The following is an 18978-nucleotide window of genomic DNA, read 5'->3' on the forward strand; positions in this document are numbered from 1 at the left end:
CTACTTTCCTCCTTGTCTATTAATAAACTCTTCAGTTAAAGCTTCAAAAGCTTCTGCTCCTTTACATTTATCATCATATAGCATGATGGGAAGCCCAAAACTAGGTGATTCTGCTACCTTAACATTTCTTGGTATGAAAGTGTTATATACCTTATCACTAAAGTATTTTTTTATTTCTTCCACTACTTCATTACATAATTTAGTTCTACTATCATACATACTCATAATTACGCCTTCAATTTCAAGTCCAGTATTAAGATACCTCTTGATTAATTGTATAGTACTCATTAATTGGCCTACTCCTTCAAGGGCATAAAATTCACATTGAATTGGTATTAAAACTGAATCAGATGCTGTTAATGCATTAATAGTTAATACCCCTAAAGAAGGTGGGCAATCTATAAATATATAATCATAATCATCCTTTACTTCATCAATTTTATTCTTTAAAACTTTCTCTCTCTGCTCTTGACTTATAACTTCAACTTCAGCAGCTGCTAAAGTCATAGTTGAAGGTGCAATATAAAAGTTATCTACTATTTCACTTTTTTTGATAACCTCTTTTAAAGAAACATTACTTGTTAATACATCATACATAGAACAATGTATCTTTCTCTTATCTAACCCTATACCACTAGTTGTGTTTCCTTGTGGATCTATGTCTATAGATAGAACTTTATATCCATTCATTGCTAAATATGAACATAAATTTATATTAGTAGTTGTTTTTCCAACTCCTCCTTTTTGATTGAAAATACATATTACCTTCATATTATCCCCCTTATCCATAGTAGGCCTTATGCAAAATAATAGATCTACTTAATTTTTACTTTACTAATATTCTTAATTGGTATAAATTTTAATTTTTCTATGCATATAAGTTCCAACAAATAAAATTCATTAATATTCTTTAAGATATCTAGGATTGCAAGTATATTAAATGTGGAAACTTTATTAAAACTTATATATTTATATTATATATTGATATAGATTTTATTTAAAGGGATTATTATATAAATTAATAAGTATTTATATTTTTTATCAATATATAAGTTCCAATAAATAAAATTCATTAATACTCCCTAGTGTAATCTAGGATTGCAATCATATTTAATATAGAAACTTTATTAAAACTTATATATAAGAAGAAAAGAAAAATTTCTTTATTATCTATAATAAATGTATTATTTCATCTAAATTAATAATAAAAATATTGACTACTTCTATATCTAATATAATCGTAAGATATAAAAGACTCTTAACTCTAATGAATAGAGTAATTCCTGTAACAATTAGATGCTTTCTTCATGATGATCCATATATTTCTAATAAAAATTTTTGTAATTAAAGTGATATTTAATTCTTCTTCTTATCACTTTAATTACATATAAAACTCCATTAATCGATAAAAGACTACAAAATGTTTCACGTGAAACATTTTGTAGTCTTCTATATAAATTATTATATTAAATATTATTTCTTTTTTATTGTTATAGTAACTTGTATACTATCATCCAACTCTTTAGATCTATATTTAGCCTCTACTCCATATTTATCAAAAACTTGTTTTACAGTATTAACATATATAGCTGGACTAAAAGACCCCTTTATTCTCTTTTTTCCATCTGAGGCAACTTCACTATGTGCTAATTTAAGTAATTCTCTATCTATAAGTTCTTCTGTCTTTTTTACATTTAATCCATTCTTTATTACACTTTCTAATACCTGATAACGTAGTTCTTCAGTAGGTATTTTTAATAATGCTCTAGCATGTCTCTCAGTTAATTTATTACCAATTATTGTGCTAATTATCTTTTCATCTAATTTTAAAATTCTTAACTTATTTGCTATAGTAGATTGCTTCTTACCTATAACCTCTGATAATTGTTCTTGAGTGTAAGAATGTACTTTAATTAAATTATGATATGCTAATGCTTCCTCATAAAAATTTAAGTCCTCTCTCTGCAAATTTTCTAATAAAGCAATCGCAGCAGAATCCCTATCATTAATATTAACTACTATAGCTGGTACTTTTGATAATCCAGCTTCTTTAGCTGCTCTTAATCTTCTTTCACCTGCGATTAGCTCATAATTATCCTCATCTATTTTTCTAACTGATAAAGGTTGAATTATTCCATAAACCTTTATTGATTGTGCAAGCTCTTGTATTGATTCCTCGTCAAATACTTTCCTCGGCTGATAAAGATTGGGACATATCGAATCGACCTCTATATAATTAATAGTATTCTCCATTTTATACCATCCTTTTATAAAATTCCTTATCTTTAATTAAAATTCTATATCAGTCTTAAAATTCCTCTTTATATTTCACAATTAATATAAATATTTCTAGAAATTTATTTTATAGGACTTTTATTTGCTGTTCCAGCTTTTCTTGGATATTTTTTAGGTGTCTCTTTAATCTTTTTTACTACTAATAAATTATGTTTAAGGTCACTACCTGCTATATCAACCTCTATTATTTCTTTAATAGAACCTCCTAATACTCTAAGTGCTACCGTTGCATCTTTTATCTCTTCTTCTATAGATGGACCCTTTAAGGCTACAAAATAACCTCCGACCTTTACATAAGGTAGACATAATTCTAATAAAACAGTTAAATTAGCTACTGCTCTAGATACAGCCAAATCAAAATTTTCTCTGTATTCTGTTCTTTGTGCAAAATCTTCTGCTCTACCATGAATAGTTTTTATATCATTTAAATCTAATTTATCTATAACTTCATTCAAAAAATTTATTCTTTTATTTAAAGAGTCTAAAAGTACCATTGAACAATCTGATTTTACTATTTTCATAGGGATTCCTGGAAATCCTCCACCTGTACCTATATCTATAATATTCTTAGCTTCTTTTACATATGGAAATTTAAATACTTTAATTGAATCAATAAAATGCTTTTTTATAATTTCCTCATCTTCTGTTATTGCAGTTAAATTAATTTTTTCATTCCATTCTTTAATTAATTCTTTATACTCAATAAAGTTATTATACATTTTATCATCAAAGGTTAATCCCTCATTCTCACAAGCTTCTTTTAACATATCAAAATACTTCATTTTAATCCTCCGTATAACTAAATTTTATATGTGTCAATATAATTTTAAGCCTATACTTCTATTTTAAACTAATACCTACTAATTATAAACATAAATAATTAGTAGGTATTAGTAAGTATATATATTTTTATATCTTTAAATACTATATCTATTACTCTTCTATATTTAAACTTCTTTTTCTTTGCTCTAAAAATATCAATAACACATTTATATCTGCTGGAGATACCCCAGATATTCTAGATGCTTGGCCTATATTTATAGGTCTTATTGCCGCTAGCTTTTGAATAGCCTCTGTTCTTAAACCTTTAATTTGATTATAGTCTAACTCTTCAGGCATAAGTTTATTTTCATATTTTTTAAATTGACTAATTTGCTCTGATTGCTTTGTTATATACCCTTCATATTTAGATACTATATTGACTTGTTCTGTAACTTGTCTACTAAGTTCTTTTCTATCTGGATCTAGTTCCGTGATGTTATAGTAATCTAATTCTGAACGCTTAATTAACTCATATAATGAAGTTGGTTTCTTAATTTCAGCAGAGCCCATATTTATTAAGAATTCATTTATTTCTTTTTTCCCTGTTATTTGAAGTTTTTTTAATCTTTCTATTTCTTCATTAATTTCTTCTTTTTTCTTAACAAATGCCTTATATCTTTCCTCTTTCACTAATCCAACTTCATAACCTATTTCTGTTAATCTTAAGTCAGCATTATCTTGTCTTAATAAAAGTCTATATTCAGATCTTGAGGTCATCATTCTATAAGGTTCATTAGTTCCTTTTGTAACTAAATCATCTACTAAAACACCTATATAAGCATCAGATCTTTTTAAAATTAAAGGCTCTTTTCCTTTAATTTTAAGAGCTACGTTTATTCCTGCAAGGATTCCTTGACCAGCTGCTTCTTCATAACCAGAGCTTCCATTTATTTGTCCTGCTGAGAATAACCCATCTATATGTTTAAATTCTAATGATAGCTTCAATTGTGTAGGATCTATACAATCGTATTCTATTGCATATCCTGTTCTCATTACTTCCACATTCTCAAGCCCTTCTATTGTTCTTAAGAATTCCAACTGTACATCTTCTGGAAGAGAACTACTCATTCCTTGAACATACATTTCTTCAGTACTTTCTCCTTCTGGTTCTATAAATAATTGATGTCTTTCTTTATCTCTAAATCTCATCACTTTATCTTCAATAGATGGACAATATCTTGGCCCTGTACTTTTTATAGCGCCATTATAGAGTGGTGATCTATCTATATTCTTTAATATTACGTCATGAGTTTTCTGATTAGTATAAGTTAAATAGCAAGATACTTGCGGTCTTTGTATCTTGTCACTCATAAATGAAAATGGAATAACTTCCTCGTCACCCCTTTGCTCCTCCATCTTTGAGAAATCTACTGATCTTGCATTAATCCTTGCTGGTGTTCCTGTTTTGAATCTTCTTAATGAAATACCTAAATCTATTAGTGATTTTGACAATTCATTGGCTGGGAACAACCCACTTGGTCCTTCATTTACTACTACTTCACCTATTATTACCTGAGATTTTAAGTAAGTACCACTTGTTAGAATTACTGCTTTACATGTGAAATAAGCACCATACTTAGTAAGTACACCTTTAACTACATTATTAGGTGCATCAATATTTACAACCTCAAGCTGTTTCAAATCTAAATTTGGCTCTGTTTCTATAACATGCTTCATTCTTTCGGAATATCTTTTTTTATCTGCTTGTGCTCTAAGTGAATGGACTGCTGGTCCTTTAGATATATTGAGCATTCTAGATTGAATATAAGTATTATCTATATTTATCCCCATCTCTCCACCTAGTGCATCTATTTCTCTAACTAAATGCCCCTTTGCAGTACCTCCGATGTTAGGGTTACATGGCATAAGAGCTAAACTATCAAGATTAAGTGTACACATTAAGGTTTTTAGTCCCATTCTTGCTGTAGCTAATGCTGCCTCACATCCAGCATGCCCGGCTCCTACTACAACTACATCATAATCTCCTGCTAAATATTTCATCATTTTACCTCTCACCTCTATTTCCCTAGACAAAAATCCTTGAATATTTTGTCTATAATATTCTCTTCTAAAGAGTCTCCTGTTATCTCACCTAAAAATGTCCATGCATTTCTTATATCAATAGATGCAAGATCAATAGCAAAAGTATGATTTAAGGTATCTATAGCACTCTCAATACATTCATAAGCTCTTAAAAGAGCTTCTTTATGCCTTGTATTAGTTATTATAATATTATTAGTACTAATCTCACCTTTAAAGAACATATCTTTAATAGCTGTTCTAACTTTATCTATACCTTCACCAGTTTTAGCTGATATACTATATATATTTTTACAATTAATATTTTGTAAATTACCTTGAGTAATTTTACTATTTAAATCACTCTTGTTTAATAATATCATATATTTTTTATTACTTATATGATTAATAATTTCCTTATCTTCCTCACTTAAGTCGTTGCTGGAATCTAATATAAGGATAATTAAATCAGCATCGTTAATTTTAGCTCTTGATCTTTCTACTCCTATTTTTTCTACTACATCATCTGTTTCCCTTATGCCAGCAGTATCAATTACTTTTATAGGAATTCCTGATATATTTATATATTCTTCTATAACATCTCTTGTAGTACCAGGAATATCTGTAACTATAGCTCTATTTTCTTTAGTTAAAGCATTTAAAAGAGATGATTTTCCTACATTAGGCTTACCTACAATTACTGTACTTAACCCTTCTCTTAGTATCTTTCCTTCCTCTGCTGTTTCTATAAATTCTTTGATTTCTTTTTTGATTACTTCTAAGTCTTTTATAGCCATTTCAGCTGTAACTTCTTCTAAATCATCTTCTGGATAATCTACAGTAGCCTCTATATGTGCAATAGTTGATAATAATTTTCCTCTTAATTCTTGTATTTCCTTGGAAATTGCTCCTTCGCTTTGCATTAATGCTGATTTCATACTTAAATCGGTTTTAGCATTAATTATATCTATTACAGCTTCAGCTTGTGATAAATCTATTCTTCCATTTAAAAATGCTCTTTTAGTAAATTCTCCTGGCTCAGCAAGCCTAACCCCTTGCTTTATAACTTGCTCTAAAACCTTATTTGTAGCAACTACTCCACCATGGCAGTTTATTTCTATAGTATCTTCAGCTGTAAAGCTTCTAGGTCCCTTCATAAATGAGACTATAACTTCATCAATGTGATTATTATTTTCATCTATTATATAACCATATTTCATGGTATAACTTTTCATATCTTTAATTGACTTACCATTTTTAGCTTGAAATATTTTATCAACAACCTCTTTAGCCTTATCTCCAGAAATTCTTACAATAGCAATTCCACCTTCACCTATACTTGTTGATATAGCTCCTATTGTATCAAAATCCTTCATTTTATTCCCTCCTTTTTAATATTCAAACATAACTTAATATAAATTGTACCCACAAATCACTATTGTATCACATTATTTGAAAATATAAAAAGAAAGCCTTTAGGCTTTCTTTAATTCAATAACTACTCTTCTATAAGGCTCTTCACCTTCACTATGGGTAGTTACATATGCATTGTTTTGTAATGTTGAATGAATAACTCTTCTTTCATATGGATTCATAGGTTCTAGCTTTAAAGTTTTTCCATTAATTCTAGCCTTTTCACTCATTTTAAAGGCTAATTTTTTAAGTGTTTCTTGTCTATTATGTCTATAGTTAACTGTATCAAGAATTACTCTCTTATATGTTTCATCGTGATTTTTGTTTACTACTAAACTCACTAAATATTGAAGAGAGTCTAATGTTTCTCCTCTATATCCTATTAACACACCCATATTAGGACCTATTAAATTGATGTTTATTTCGTTATTCTCTTCTTTTATATGAATTTCAGCTTTTATATTCATGGCATTAAGAACATCTCTTAGGAATTTTTTAGCATCTCCTATATGATCTCTCTTTAGCGTTACCTTAACTTTTGCTGGCTTAACCCCTATTATATTTAAAAATCCTTTGCTACCCTCTTCTAATACTTCTATAGCAACTTTATCTTCTGTAACATTTAATTCTTTTAAGGCATTTTGTATAGCTTCTTCAGCAGTTTTACCAATTGTTTCAATACTTTTCATGCTTTAGATACCGCCCTTTCAATAATAAAATGGTTCTATTACGCCGATTTAGTTTCAGGCTTTTTATAAATTTTATTTAATATCATAGATTGAGCCATTTGGATTAAGTTTCCTACAGTCCAATAAAGTACCAATGCACCTGGGAATTGTAATGACATAAATCCAAAGAAAATTGACATACCAATATTCATCATACCAGTTTGCTTAGCTGCATCTCCAGTTGCTGGTTGCATAGCCTTACTAGAAAAATAAGTTGTTAATCCTGAAACTATTGGTAATATCATAGTTGGATCCTTTTGTGCTAAATCTGGCAACCATAAAAATCCAGCCCCTTGATAATCTATTGATTTAAATACATAAAATAATGCTATTATAATAGGAAATTGAATAAGCATCGGTAAACATCCACTAAACGGTGATGCATTATGCTCTTTATACAGTTTCATCATTTCGGCTTGTTGTCTTTGAGGATCGTTTTTATACTTTTCCTGAAGTTTTTTTATTTCAGGTTGAATTGCACTCATTTTAACTGTAGCTTTAGTTTGCTTCAGCGATAGTGGCAATAAACATATTCTTGCAAGTAATGTAAATAATATTATTGCAACTCCAAAAGATATGTTTGGATTTGCCGTAAATAACTGAACAAAATTATGCACTGCATAAAATATCTGTTCAAATATACCAGATAAGTAATTTGTCAAATTAACCCCTCCTAAGATTTTCTATTTAACCGGGTCATATCCTCCTTTATGATAAGGATGACACCGTAAAATCCTCTTAATAGCCATAAAGCTCCCTTTGACTGCGCCATATTTTTCGATAGCTTGAATTGCATATAATGAGCAGCTTGGTTCATATATGCAGCACGGCACCTTCATGGGAGATATATATTTTCTATAAAATTTAATTACCCTTAGTAATATTTTTTTCAACATTATTAAGCCCTGATTTCTTAAATAAATATTTAACTGAGTTTTCAATTTCTTTATAACTCTTATCCTTTGAAGCACTTCTTGCAACAAAGACTAGATCATACCCCTGTTTTAGTCCTTGCTTATTTAATCTAACACTTTCACTTATAAGCCTCTTCACTCTACTACGGACTACACTCTTTCCTACTTTCTTACTTACTGATATTCCCACTCTATTAATTCCTTTTTTATTTTTGAATACGTATAACACTAATAAAGACGTAGATAAAGATTTTCCTCTCCTATATACTAATCTAAACTCAGGGTTTTTTCTTAGCCTTTCCTCTTTCATAGCTTTCTGTTGCTCTCTTTCTAATTACAGAAAAAGGCCACATTAGCGGCCCTTATGCTGTCAATTTTTTTCTTCCTTTTTGTCTTCTTCTCTTAAGAACAGTTCTTCCAGAAGCAGTACTCATTCTCTTTCTGAATCCATGCTCTTTCTTTCTGTGTCTTTTTTTAGGTTGGTAAGTCATGAACATGCGCTTGCACCCCCTTCATCTTATATGTCATTTATAGCAATTAAATTATCACTACTTTATAAGTTTCACTATTAAATTATAAATGTAAGGACCTCTTATGTCAAGACAACTATTTATAACATTTTCTAACATTACTAATATATCATTTTTTTATGTTTTTAAACAACCTTGTTAATAAAAATTCCACAAAACTATATTTTTTGTGGATAACTTATTGAATAGCTTGTAATCTTTTGATATCATTATGTATGGATGTTGATAAGTTATTTTTTGAACAAGTTATACACAATCTGTTGATTATTCTGTGAATAACTCTTATTTTTTCTCATTTTTTTGTGTTTTTCAATGAAAATCTAATATTTCTCACCAGTTTTATCTGTGTATAACTCATAATTATATATTGTTAGTAAGTCTAACCTATTATTTGATAAAAACACAAATTATAAACATGTGAATAAAAATTTTAACAATTGTAAACAACTTTATATATATCTATTATTCTGTTGATACTCTTGTGGATTTTTATCTCTTTTCTACTATTAATTATAGATATAAATATTTTAAGAGGAGGATATAACATGAACACCTATGTAAATGAAATTTGGGAAAAAGCCTTAGAAATACTTAAAGCTGAACTCACAGAAGTTAGTTTTAATACTTGGATTAAAAGTATTGACCCATTAAAAATGACTGATTCATCCATAACTCTTGGTGTTCGTAATGACTTCACTAAGGATATCCTAGAGAATAGATATAAAGACTTAATAAAAAATTCTATTCAAGCAGCATGTAATAAATCTTATTCCATACATTTCGTTATAAGTTCTGAAGAAGCTTCTGATTTAGATGCATCTCCTTCTAAACGTACAAATAATAGGTCTAATCTAGTCGTAAATGATGAAATGTCTGCAACACTAAATCCTAAATATACCTTTGATTCCTTTGTCATAGGAAATAGTAATAGGTTTGCTCATGCGGCTTCTTTAGCTGTAGCAGAATCACCAGCAAAGGCTTATAATCCTCTATTTATTTATGGAGGAGTTGGACTTGGAAAAACACATTTAATGCATGCCATTGGAAGTTACATACAAACAGTTAATTCAAAATCTAAGGTAGTTTACGTTTCGTCAGAGAAATTTACAAATGAGCTTATTAACTCTATTAAAGATGATAAGAATGTTGAATTTAGAAACAAATACAGGAATGTAGATGTACTTCTTATTGATGATATTCAATTTATAGCAGGTAAGGAGTCTACTCAAGAAGAGTTCTTCCATACTTTTAATGCTCTTCATGATGCAAATAAGCAAATAATTCTCTCAAGTGATAGGCCACCTAAGGAAATTCCTACATTAGAAGATAGGCTAAGATCTAGATTTGAATGGGGTCTTATAGCAGATATACAACCCCCTGACTTTGAAACGAGAATTGCTATCTTAAAAAAGAAGGCTGATGTAGAAAACTTAAATATCCCTAATGAAGTTATGGTATATATAGCTACACAAATTAAATCTAATATAAGAGAACTAGAAGGTGCTTTAATAAGAATAGTAGCTTATTCATCTTTAACAAACAAAGATATAAGTGTAGATTTAGCTTCTGAGGCTCTAAAAGACATTATATCCAATAGAAACTCAAGACAAGTTACTATTGAATTAATTCAAGATATTGTATCTAGTTATTACAATTTAAAGGTAGATGACTTTAAGTCCGCTCGAAGGACTAGAAATGTTGCATTTCCAAGACAAATTGCCATGTACCTTTCACGAAAACTTACAGATACTTCGTTACCTAAGATAGGAGAGGCATTCGGAGGCAGAGATCATACAACAGTAATCCATGCATATGAAAAGATTTCTCAAAACTTAAAAAAAGACGAAAGTCTTCAATCAGCTATAGCTGAACTAACCAAGAGAATAAATCAAAAGTAATTAATAACAAGTGTTGTTAATTTTAAAAAGATTCATTGTGGATTGTTTTTCAAAAAAAATATATTCTTAATACTGTGGATAACTACTGAATTTCAAAATTAGTTTATCCACAATTTATTTTACACAGAATTTGTTGATATTATTGGCTTAGAAGTACTTATCAACAAATCAACAGCCCCTACTACTACTACTACTAAATTTATTTAGTTATCTAAGCTATTTATAGTAATTTTTTATGTGTATAAGGAGGATTTAATATGAAGTTCTTAATAGAAAAGAATTTATTACAAGAAGCAATTTCAGATGTTCAAAAAGCTATTACAGGAAAATCAACATTACCTATACTTCAAGGTATATATATATCAGCAAAAGATGGAGTATTAACTTTAATTGGATCTGATATAGAAGTTAGCATAGAAACAAAGGTACCAGCTAATATTATAGAAGAAGGAGAGGTAGTTCTTGACTCTAAAATATTTGGAGAAATTATAAGGAAACTACCTAATGATACAGTTGAAATAACTGAAATTAGTAATAATGAAGTAGAATTAAAATGTCAAAGATCAAACGTTCAATTAGTATATCTTAATCCAACAGAATATCCAACATTACCTAGTATAGAAGAAGATGTCGTATTATCAGTATCACAAAAAACTTTAAAAAATATGATAAAATCAACTATTTTCGCTATTGCTCAAGATGATACAAGACCAATATTGACAGGTATGCTACTTGAAGTTAGAGAAAATAAACTAAATATGGTTGCTCTAGATGGTTTTAGAGTAGCTTTAAAAAGTGAGTCTATGGATTGCAAGTCTAATAAGGAGTCAGTAATTCCTGGAAAAACTCTTAATGAAGTTTCTAAAATTCTTAAAGATACAGATGACAATGTTGAAATTACATTTACTAAGAATCACATTTTATTTAACTTTGGAAACACTAAGGTTATCTCTAGATTATTAGAAGGTGACTTCATTAAATATGAATCTATTATTCCTAAAGAACATAATCTGAAAGTTACAGTAAATAGAAATGAAATTTTAGGATGTATAGAAAGAGCTTCTCTTATGGCGAAGGATGGAAACACAAATCTTGTAAAATTTGATATATCTGATGACACCTTGGTTGTAACTTCGAATTCTCAATTGGGAAAGGCTAGAGAAGAAATGCAAATAATATTGCAAGGTGACGGAATTAAAACTGCATTTAATTCTAAGTACTTAATAGATATATTTAAAACAATGGAAGAGGAAAATATAACCATGGAATTCACATCTACTGTTTCTCCTTGTGTAATAAGAAATCAAGATAGTGATAATAGTGTTTATTTAATACTTCCTGTAAGAGTTGCTAATAATAATTAGGATGTGAGAAATATATGGTAGAAATAAAAATAGATACAGAATTTATAAAGCTAGACTCATTTTTAAAATTTACTGGCGCTGCTACCTTAGGATCAGAAGCTAAGTTCTATATACAAAATGGAGATGTTAAGGTTAATGGTGAAGTAGAAATAAGAAGAGGTAGAAAGTTATATCAAAGTGATAGAATAAAATTTCAAGAAGAAGAGTACATTATTGTATAAACTATAAGGCTGATAAATATTTCAGCCTTTTGAGTTTTGTATTTATTATTATAATTAAGAGATTTAGCTATATTTATATTTTTACAGTAATTTTCACACTTAGAATATATATTATGATATAATTTTAGGTGGGTGTTTTTATGTATGTTAAATATTTGAATTTGATAAATTTTAGGAATTATAAAAATATGACCTTAGAATTATGTGATGGGACTAATGTATTTCAAGGTGATAATGCACAAGGAAAAACTAATATACTTGAATCTTTATATTATTCAAGTATTGGAAAATCACATAGAACTAATAAAGATAAAGAGCTTATAGCATGGGATAGCAATGAAGCATATATTAGTGCTTATGTTGTAAAAGAACGTTTAGATAAAAAAATTAATATAAAACTTTTTAAAGATGGTAAAAAGGCTATAAATATAAATTCAATAAAGATATCTAAATTGCAAGATATGGTAGGCATCCTTAATGTTGTTATATTTTCTCCAGAAGATTTAAATATAGTTAAGGATTCACCAGCATTTAGAAGAAGATTTTTAGATATTGAGCTTTGCAAGTTGAATAAAAAATATTATCATTGTCTATCTTCCTATAAGAAAGTTTTAAATGAAAGAAACGTTATCTTAAAGAAATTCAGCGGAAACATAGATATGATAGATATATATGACATTAAATTAGCTGAGTTTGGAAGTTACATAATAGCTCAGAGGTTAGAGTATATAGAAAAATTAAATGAATTCTCTAAAACAATTCATAGTGATATAACTCAAGGAAAGGAATCTATTAAATTTAGATACTTAATGCAACTTAAAAGTAGCGATAATCTAAGAGATGGTTTATATAACTTGATTAAAAGTAATCGTAAAAAGGATTTAGAGAAAAAAATTACATCTATAGGACCGCATAGAGATGATTTTTCTATATTTATAAATGGTATAGATGCAAAGATATTTGGATCACAAGGACAGCAAAGAACTTCTGTTTTAACAATAAAATTTGCATCATTACAAATCATAAAAGAGTTAATTGGAGAATACCCATTGTTATTACTTGATGATGTATTGTCTGAATTAGATATAAAAAGGCAAGAATATATATTAAAGTCTATAAATGGAATACAAACATTAATAACATGTACAGGAATTACAGGAATAAAAAAATATTTGAAGGCTAATAACATGAAAATATTTAATGTTGAACAAGGAAGCATAGAAGAAATAATTTGATGTAGTTAGGGGGAAATACTATGTTTTTACACTTAGGCGAAAGTATAGTTGTACCAATTAAGGACATAATAGGGATTTTTGATATAGAGTCTACTATGTACAGTCCAGATACTAGTCAATTTTTAAGATTAGCTGAAGAAGATGGATTTGTACAACGTATAACTAACGATAAACCTAAATCGTTTATTATAGCTGAAGTAAACAAGAAAAGTAAGATTTATTTATCACCTATATCATCATCTACTTTATGCAAAAGGACTAATATGTCATACTGTGAACTTTAGATTAAGTTAGGAGGATAGCTATGGTTAATAATGAAAGATATGATGAAAATCAGATACAAGTACTTGAAGGACTTGAGGCAGTTAGAAAAAGACCTGGAATGTATATTGGAAGTACTAGCATCAGGGGCTTACATCACTTAGTTTATGAAATTGTTGATAATAGTATAGATGAAGCATTAGCAGGTTTCTGTAGAAATATACAGGTTACCATTCATAAAGATAATTCAGTTACAGTAATAGATGATGGAAGAGGAATGCCAGTAGGAATACATCCAAAAATGAATATACCTACAATTGAAGTTATAATGACAGTACTCCACGCTGGTGGAAAGTTTGGTGGTGGAGGATATAAAGTATCCGGAGGTCTACACGGTGTTGGGGCTTCTGTTGTCAATGCATTATCAGAACTTTGTGAAGTTACAGTAAAAAGAGAAGGTCACATATGGTATCAAAGTTTCTCTAGAGGAAAAACAGTTACTCCTTTCGAAAAAATTGGTAATACAGATGATCATGGAACAACAATTCATTTTATACCTGATAAAGAAATTTTTGAAACTATCGAATTTGAATACGATACATTATCTCAAAGATTAAGAGAGTTGGCATTTCTTAATAAAGGTATAAATATTACAATTACGGATGAAAGAGATGAAAAAAATAATCAGTTCCATTATGAAGGTGGTATAAAATCCTTTGTTGAATATTTGAATAGAAATAAAGGAAAAGTTCATAATGAACCAGTTTATATAGAGGGAATAAAAAATACAACTTCAGTAGAGATAGCATTTCAGTATAATGACACATATAACGAGAATTTATTTTCCTTTGCAAACAATATAGATACAGTGGAAGGTGGAACTCACTTAGTTGGTTTTAAGACTGCTTTGACTAGAGTTCTTAATGATTATGCTAAAAAATTTGGATTTTTAAAAGAAAATGATAAAAACTTAAGCGGAGAAGATGTTAGAGAAGGTTTAACAGCAGTTATATCTGTTAAGCTTACAGAGCCTCAGTTTGAAGGTCAAACCAAAACTAAGTTAGGTAACACCGAAGTTAGAGGTATTGTAGAATCAATATTAGGAGAAGTTGTAAGCGAGTTTCTAGAAGAAAATCCATCTGTAGGTAAGAGTATTATAGATAAGGCTTTAAATGCAGCGAGAGCAAGAGAGGCTGCAAAAAAGGCTCGTGAGTTAACAAGAAGAAAGTCTGTGCTTGAGAGTACGAGTTTACCAGGAAAACTTGCTGACTGTTCTTCTAAAGATCCATCAGAGTGTGAAATTTATATAGTTGAGGGAGACTCTGCAGGAGGCTCAGCTAAGCAAGGAAGAGATAGAAGATTCCAAGCGATACTTCCACTAAGAGGAAAAATAATGAATATAGAGAAACAGAGACTTGATAAGATATTGGCATCTGACTCTATAAGATCTATGATAACAGCCTTTGGTGCAGGTGTTGGTAAGGATTTTGATGTATCTAAGATTAGGTATAATAAAATAATTATAATGACAGATGCTGATGTAGATGGGGCACATATAAGAACTCTTCTACTTACATTCTTCTATAGATATATGAGAGAGCTAATAGATAATGGGCATGTATTTATTGCGCAACCTCCTCTTTATAAAATTAAAAAGGGTAAATTTGAGAAATACACATATAGTGATTATGAATTAGATGTGGTAATAGAAGAATTGGGTGGAAAAGACAATAGTACAGACATTCAAAGATATAAAGGTCTTGGAGAGATGAATCCAGATCAATTGTGGAGTACTACAATGGATCCATCAACAAGAACTTTATTGCAAGTGAATGTTGAAGATGCTATGGCGGCAGATGAGATATTTACCATTCTAATGGGAGATAAGGTAGAGCCACGTAGAGAGTTTATACAAGAGAATGCTAAAAAAGTTAGCAACTTAGATATATAGTATTAGACTATAGTAAAGGTAGGTGTAAATATGGATACTATGGATAAGATAATACCAATAGATATAAAATATGAAATGAAAAAGTCCTATATAGATTACGCTATGAGTGTTATTGTTGGAAGGGCACTACCAGATGTTAGGGATGGATTAAAACCTGTTCATAGAAGAATTTTATACTCTATGCATGAATTAGGAATAACTTATGAAAAAGGTTATAGAAAATGTGCCAGAATAGTCGGAGATGTACTTGGTAAATATCACCCACATGGTGATAGCTCAGTATATGATGCGTTAGTTAGAATGGCACAAGATTTCTCAATAAGATATATGCTAGTAGATGGTCACGGAAACTTTGGATCTGTAGATGGTGACGGTGCAGCTGCAATGAGATATACAGAAGCTAAGATGAGTAAAATTACTAGTCAAATGCTTCGTGATATCAATAAAGAAACTGTAGACTTTATACCAAACTTTGATGGTGAAGAAAAAGAACCAGAAGTCTTACCAGCAAGATTTCCAACGTTACTTGTAAATGGATCTTCAGGTATAGCAGTTGGTATGGCCACTAATATACCACCACATAATCTTACTGAAGTGATAAATGCTGTGATAATGCTTATTGATAATCAAGAAGCTACGGTTGATGATTTAATGTCTGAGATTAAGGGTCCAGACTTCCCTACAGGCGGAATAATACTAGGTAGAAGTGGTATTAGAAGTGCTTATGAAACAGGTAGAGGAAGGATTCTAGTTAGATCAAAAGCTGAAATAGAAGAACATAATGGTAGAAATAGAATAATAGTTTCAGAGATACCATATATGGTTAACAAAGCAAATCTTATAGAATCTATAGCAAATCTAGTTAAGGAAAAGAAAATAGATGGTATATCTGATTTAAGAGATGAATCAGATCGAGACGGTATGAGAATTGTTATAGAATTAAAAAGAGATGCAAATGCAAATGTTGTTTTAAATAGACTCTATAAACATACAAAAATGCAAGATACCTTTGGAGTAATCATGCTTGCATTAGTTGATAATGAACCTAAGGTGCTCAATTTAAAACAAATTTTAGTTCATTACTTAAACCATCAAAGAGATGTAGTTACAAGAAGAACTATTTTTGATTTAGATAAAGCTAATGCAAGAGCTCATATACTTGAAGGTTTAAGAATTGCTCTTGATCACATTGATGCAGTTATATCTTTAATTAGAGCATCTAAGACAGCTCAAGAAGCTAAAGATGGATTGATTGAAAAGTTTAATCTTTCAGAAAAGCAAGCTCAAGCTATTTTAGACCTAAGATTACAGAGATTAACAGGTCTAGAAAGAGATAAAATTGAAGATGAGTATAATGAGTTAATGAAAACAATAGCTTATTTACAATCAATACTTAATAGTGAAGAGATATTACTTAATATAATAAAAGATGAATTAATTGAGATAAAAACAAAGTATGGGGATGATAGAAGAACTGCTATAGAAAAGAATCCTTATAGCTTTGAAGATGAAGATTTAATAGATGATGAGGATATAGTAATAACTCTAACTCATGGAGGATATATTAAGCGTTTACCAGCAGATACCTACAATGCTCAAAAGAGAGGTGGAAGAGGTATACAAGGTATTACTACAAAAGAAGATGACTTTGTAGAACATTTCTTAATAACTCCAACTTTAAATAATATACTATTTTTCACTAACAAGGGTAAAGTATATAAATTAAAGGCTTATGAAATACCAGAAGGCGGTAGAACTGCTAAAGGAACTAACATAATTAACATGCTACCATTAGACTCAGGTGAGAATATACAAGCAGTTATGTCTATAAGAACTTTTGACAGTGATAATTATCTATTAATGGGAACTAAATCGGGAATGGTCAAAAAGACATCTTTAGATAAGTTTGAGAACATTAGAAAGAATGGACTTAATGCTATAAATCTAAAAGAAGATGATGAGATTGTCGGAGTTAGAATAACTAAAGGTGATGATGAAGTATTATTCGTCACTAAGGATGGATACTCTATAAGATTTAGTGAAAAAGAAGCCAGAAATATGGGAAGGACTACTACAGGGGTTAGAGCTATAACCCTAAGAGAAGGCGATATTGCTGTATCTATGATAATAGCAAAATCAGACGAAGAACTTCTTGTAATCAGTGAAAAAGGTTTTGGAAAGAGAACTGCTATAGAAAACTACACACTTCAAAGAAGAGGTGGAAAAGGTATAAAGACCTATAAAATCTCAGAAAAAACAGGTAACGTTATTAGTGCTAGGGTAGTTAGAGATATAGATGAGATTATGCTAATAAATAATAATGGCATAATAATAAGAATTAATGTAAGCGATATATCTACAACTAGTAGAAACGCCATGGGTGTTACACTTATGAAAACTGGAGAAGATGTAAATATAGTAGCTGTAGCTAAAATTAATTATAATAGTGAAGAAGAAAAGAACGAAGATAAACAAATGCCTATAGATGAAATTACAAATACAGAGAGTGACTTAGTAGAAGATAGTTATGTAAATGAAGAGCTAGATGATGCTGATAAGCTTGAAGAAAATGATGATAATGCTATAGAATAAATTAATAATTTATACTTTAAAAGAAAGATTGAAATATGAAAATATATTGATCTTTCTTTTTCTTTAAATATATAAGTTAATGTTTTGTAGTGGTTAAAGTAATTTTAATAGTACTATAAGCATTTAGAGGTTTAGTTAGAGTTTGAAAGGGAGGCTCCACGGAATTATCACGGATAGAGCAACTATTTAAAACTTTAAATAGTTAAATAGTTAAATATTTAAGTAGTTTCATATAAAACATTTTAAAATGGCAAAATGTTTTATATGTATACTCAAGAGAATATCTATTTAATAAATGTCCTTATATCCATAATTAGCAGAAAGATCGATTTGCATAAAAGGTTTATAATAACAAGTATAATAAGCTAATAGGTATTATTAATTACACTATTTCAAATAAAATTGAAGGAATACGTAAGGCAGTTAATTAAAATGATGCAAACACATATCCAAGTGTATCAATATATGAATTTTAAAGAAAAATAATGAATTTTAAAGAAATATCACTATAATATTGAATAATAAGATTTAAATACATATAGAAGTATAAATAATCATGATAATATATATTTTGTCGCTGAGATGCACAACGATATGTAAACAACAAATTGAAATTAAAAAGTTTTAAAAAGTTTTAAAAAGTTTTAAAAAGTTGTTGACAATATGAAGTTTATGTAGTAAACTAAAAAAGTCGTAAATAGTAAGCGATAAATTAAATGGTCTTTGAAAATTAAA

General features: G+C 29.2%; 17 protein-coding genes. 7 read left to right on the forward strand and 10 right to left on the reverse strand.

Annotated elements, in window-relative coordinates; translation table 11 throughout:
• The 10 genes from B3W71_RS04730 to rpmH all read right to left on the reverse strand — a co-directional run bounded on the left by B3W71_RS04730 (position 1) and on the right by rpmH (position 8688).
• A complete protein-coding gene (locus B3W71_RS04730) occupies positions 1–771 on the reverse strand; it encodes a ParA family protein (RefSeq protein ID WP_346887791.1) in 771 nt (256 codons plus the stop codon).
• Between the two features lie 702 nt (positions 772–1473).
• The gene (locus B3W71_RS04735; protein WP_346887792.1) at positions 1474–2253 is read right to left on the reverse strand and encodes a ParB/RepB/Spo0J family partition protein; all 780 of its coding nucleotides are present in this window, start codon (positions 2251–2253) and stop codon (positions 1474–1476) included.
• Positions 2254–2357: 104 nt separating this feature from the next.
• Positions 2358–3077, reverse strand: coding sequence for a 16S rRNA (guanine(527)-N(7))-methyltransferase RsmG (gene rsmG, locus B3W71_RS04740; RefSeq protein ID WP_346887793.1), 720 nt, complete (start codon positions 3075–3077; stop codon positions 2358–2360).
• A 151-nt stretch (positions 3078–3228) separates the two neighbouring features.
• Positions 3229–5118 (reverse strand): tRNA uridine-5-carboxymethylaminomethyl(34) synthesis enzyme MnmG, encoded by a 1890-nt coding sequence (mnmG, locus tag B3W71_RS04745; protein WP_346887806.1) that lies wholly within the window; start codon positions 5116–5118, stop codon positions 3229–3231.
• A gap of 17 nt (positions 5119–5135) precedes the next feature.
• On the reverse strand, positions 5136–6512 hold the full coding sequence (mnmE, locus tag B3W71_RS04750) for a tRNA uridine-5-carboxymethylaminomethyl(34) synthesis GTPase MnmE (RefSeq protein WP_346887794.1): 1377 nt from the start codon (positions 6510–6512) through the stop codon (positions 5136–5138).
• A 99-nt stretch (positions 6513–6611) separates the two neighbouring features.
• Positions 6612–7238, reverse strand: a complete 627-nt coding sequence (gene jag / locus B3W71_RS04755; RefSeq protein WP_346887795.1) for an RNA-binding cell elongation regulator Jag/EloR — start codon at positions 7236–7238, stop codon at positions 6612–6614.
• A 38-nt stretch (positions 7239–7276) separates the two neighbouring features.
• Positions 7277–7939, reverse strand: a complete 663-nt coding sequence (gene yidC, locus B3W71_RS04760) for a membrane protein insertase YidC (RefSeq protein ID WP_346887796.1) — start codon at positions 7937–7939, stop codon at positions 7277–7279.
• Positions 7940–7960: 21 nt separating this feature from the next.
• On the reverse strand, positions 7961–8173 hold the full coding sequence (gene yidD, locus B3W71_RS04765; RefSeq protein ID WP_346887797.1) for a membrane protein insertion efficiency factor YidD: 213 nt from the start codon (positions 8171–8173) through the stop codon (positions 7961–7963).
• A complete protein-coding gene (gene rnpA, locus B3W71_RS04770; protein ID WP_346887798.1) occupies positions 8142–8501 on the reverse strand; it encodes a ribonuclease P protein component in 360 nt (119 codons plus the stop codon). Before rnpA ends, yidD begins: the two co-directional genes overlap by 32 nt.
• A 52-nt stretch (positions 8502–8553) precedes the next feature.
• Positions 8554–8688, reverse strand: coding sequence for a 50S ribosomal protein L34 (rpmH, locus tag B3W71_RS04775; RefSeq protein ID WP_035135513.1), 135 nt, complete (start codon positions 8686–8688; stop codon positions 8554–8556).
• A gap of 578 nt (positions 8689–9266) precedes the next feature.
• On the opposite strand from rpmH, the gene dnaA reads away from it, so the two are divergent.
• The 7 genes from dnaA (at position 9267) to gyrA (ending at position 18243) form a co-directional block, all read left to right on the forward strand.
• Positions 9267–10619, forward strand: coding sequence for a chromosomal replication initiator protein DnaA (dnaA, locus tag B3W71_RS04780; RefSeq protein ID WP_346887799.1), 1353 nt, complete (start codon positions 9267–9269; stop codon positions 10617–10619).
• A 257-nt stretch (positions 10620–10876) separates the two neighbouring features.
• The gene (dnaN, locus tag B3W71_RS04785; protein ID WP_346887800.1) at positions 10877–11983 is read left to right on the forward strand and encodes a DNA polymerase III subunit beta; all 1107 of its coding nucleotides are present in this window, start codon (positions 10877–10879) and stop codon (positions 11981–11983) included.
• A 14-nt stretch (positions 11984–11997) separates the two neighbouring features.
• Positions 11998–12204, forward strand: coding sequence for a S4 domain-containing protein YaaA (gene yaaA / locus B3W71_RS04790; RefSeq protein ID WP_346887801.1), 207 nt, complete (start codon positions 11998–12000; stop codon positions 12202–12204).
• 140 nt (positions 12205–12344) lie between these two features.
• Positions 12345–13439: a DNA replication/repair protein RecF gene (recF, locus tag B3W71_RS04795; RefSeq protein WP_346887802.1), complete on the forward strand. Its 1095-nt coding sequence runs from the start codon at positions 12345–12347 to the stop codon at positions 13437–13439.
• A gap of 20 nt (positions 13440–13459) precedes the next feature.
• Positions 13460–13723 (forward strand): extracellular matrix regulator RemB, encoded by a 264-nt coding sequence (remB, locus tag B3W71_RS04800; RefSeq protein ID WP_147521911.1) that lies wholly within the window; start codon positions 13460–13462, stop codon positions 13721–13723.
• A gap of 20 nt (positions 13724–13743) precedes the next feature.
• Positions 13744–15651 carry a DNA topoisomerase (ATP-hydrolyzing) subunit B gene (gyrB, locus tag B3W71_RS04805; protein WP_346887803.1) on the forward strand — a complete coding sequence of 636 codons (1908 nt, stop codon included), beginning with the start codon at positions 13744–13746 and terminating at the stop codon, positions 15649–15651.
• 30 nt (positions 15652–15681) lie between these two features.
• Positions 15682–18243, forward strand: coding sequence for a DNA gyrase subunit A (gyrA, locus tag B3W71_RS04810; RefSeq protein ID WP_346887804.1), 2562 nt, complete (start codon positions 15682–15684; stop codon positions 18241–18243).
• Positions 18244–18978 lie beyond the last annotated feature (735 nt).

This window comes from Clostridium sp. UBA1056 (assembly GCA_002316385.1).
Classification (GTDB): domain Bacteria; phylum Bacillota; class Clostridia; order Clostridiales; family Clostridiaceae; genus Clostridium_J.

Bases quoted from the DNA above. Each gene is read 5' to 3' on its own strand.
- B3W71_RS04730 (WP_346887791.1), bottom strand. From the start codon at position 771: ATGAAGGTAATATGTATTTTCAATCAAAAAGGAGGAGTTGGAAAAACA.
- B3W71_RS04735 (WP_346887792.1), bottom strand. From the start codon at position 2,253: ATGGAGAATACTATTAATTATATAGAGGTCGATTCGATATGTCCCAAT.
- rsmG (WP_346887793.1), bottom strand. From the start codon at position 3,077: ATGAAGTATTTTGATATGTTAAAAGAAGCTTGTGAGAATGAGGGATTA.
- mnmG (WP_346887806.1), bottom strand. From the start codon at position 5,118: ATGAAATATTTAGCAGGAGATTATGATGTAGTTGTAGTAGGAGCCGGG.
- mnmE (WP_346887794.1), bottom strand. From the start codon at position 6,512: ATGAAGGATTTTGATACAATAGGAGCTATATCAACAAGTATAGGTGAA.
- jag (WP_346887795.1), bottom strand. From the start codon at position 7,238: ATGAAAAGTATTGAAACAATTGGTAAAACTGCTGAAGAAGCTATACAA.
- yidD (WP_346887797.1), bottom strand. From the start codon at position 8,173: ATGTTGAAAAAAATATTACTAAGGGTAATTAAATTTTATAGAAAATAT.
- rnpA (WP_346887798.1), bottom strand. From the start codon at position 8,501: ATGAAAGAGGAAAGGCTAAGAAAAAACCCTGAGTTTAGATTAGTATAT.
- rpmH (WP_035135513.1), bottom strand. From the start codon at position 8,688: ATGTTCATGACTTACCAACCTAAAAAAAGACACAGAAAGAAAGAGCAT.
- dnaA (WP_346887799.1), top strand. From the start codon at position 9,267: ATGAACACCTATGTAAATGAAATTTGGGAAAAAGCCTTAGAAATACTT.
- dnaN (WP_346887800.1), top strand. From the start codon at position 10,877: ATGAAGTTCTTAATAGAAAAGAATTTATTACAAGAAGCAATTTCAGAT.
- yaaA (WP_346887801.1), top strand. From the start codon at position 11,998: ATGGTAGAAATAAAAATAGATACAGAATTTATAAAGCTAGACTCATTT.
- recF (WP_346887802.1), top strand. From the start codon at position 12,345: ATGTATGTTAAATATTTGAATTTGATAAATTTTAGGAATTATAAAAAT.
- remB (WP_147521911.1), top strand. From the start codon at position 13,460: ATGTTTTTACACTTAGGCGAAAGTATAGTTGTACCAATTAAGGACATA.
- gyrB (WP_346887803.1), top strand. From the start codon at position 13,744: ATGGTTAATAATGAAAGATATGATGAAAATCAGATACAAGTACTTGAA.
- gyrA (WP_346887804.1), top strand. From the start codon at position 15,682: ATGGATACTATGGATAAGATAATACCAATAGATATAAAATATGAAATG.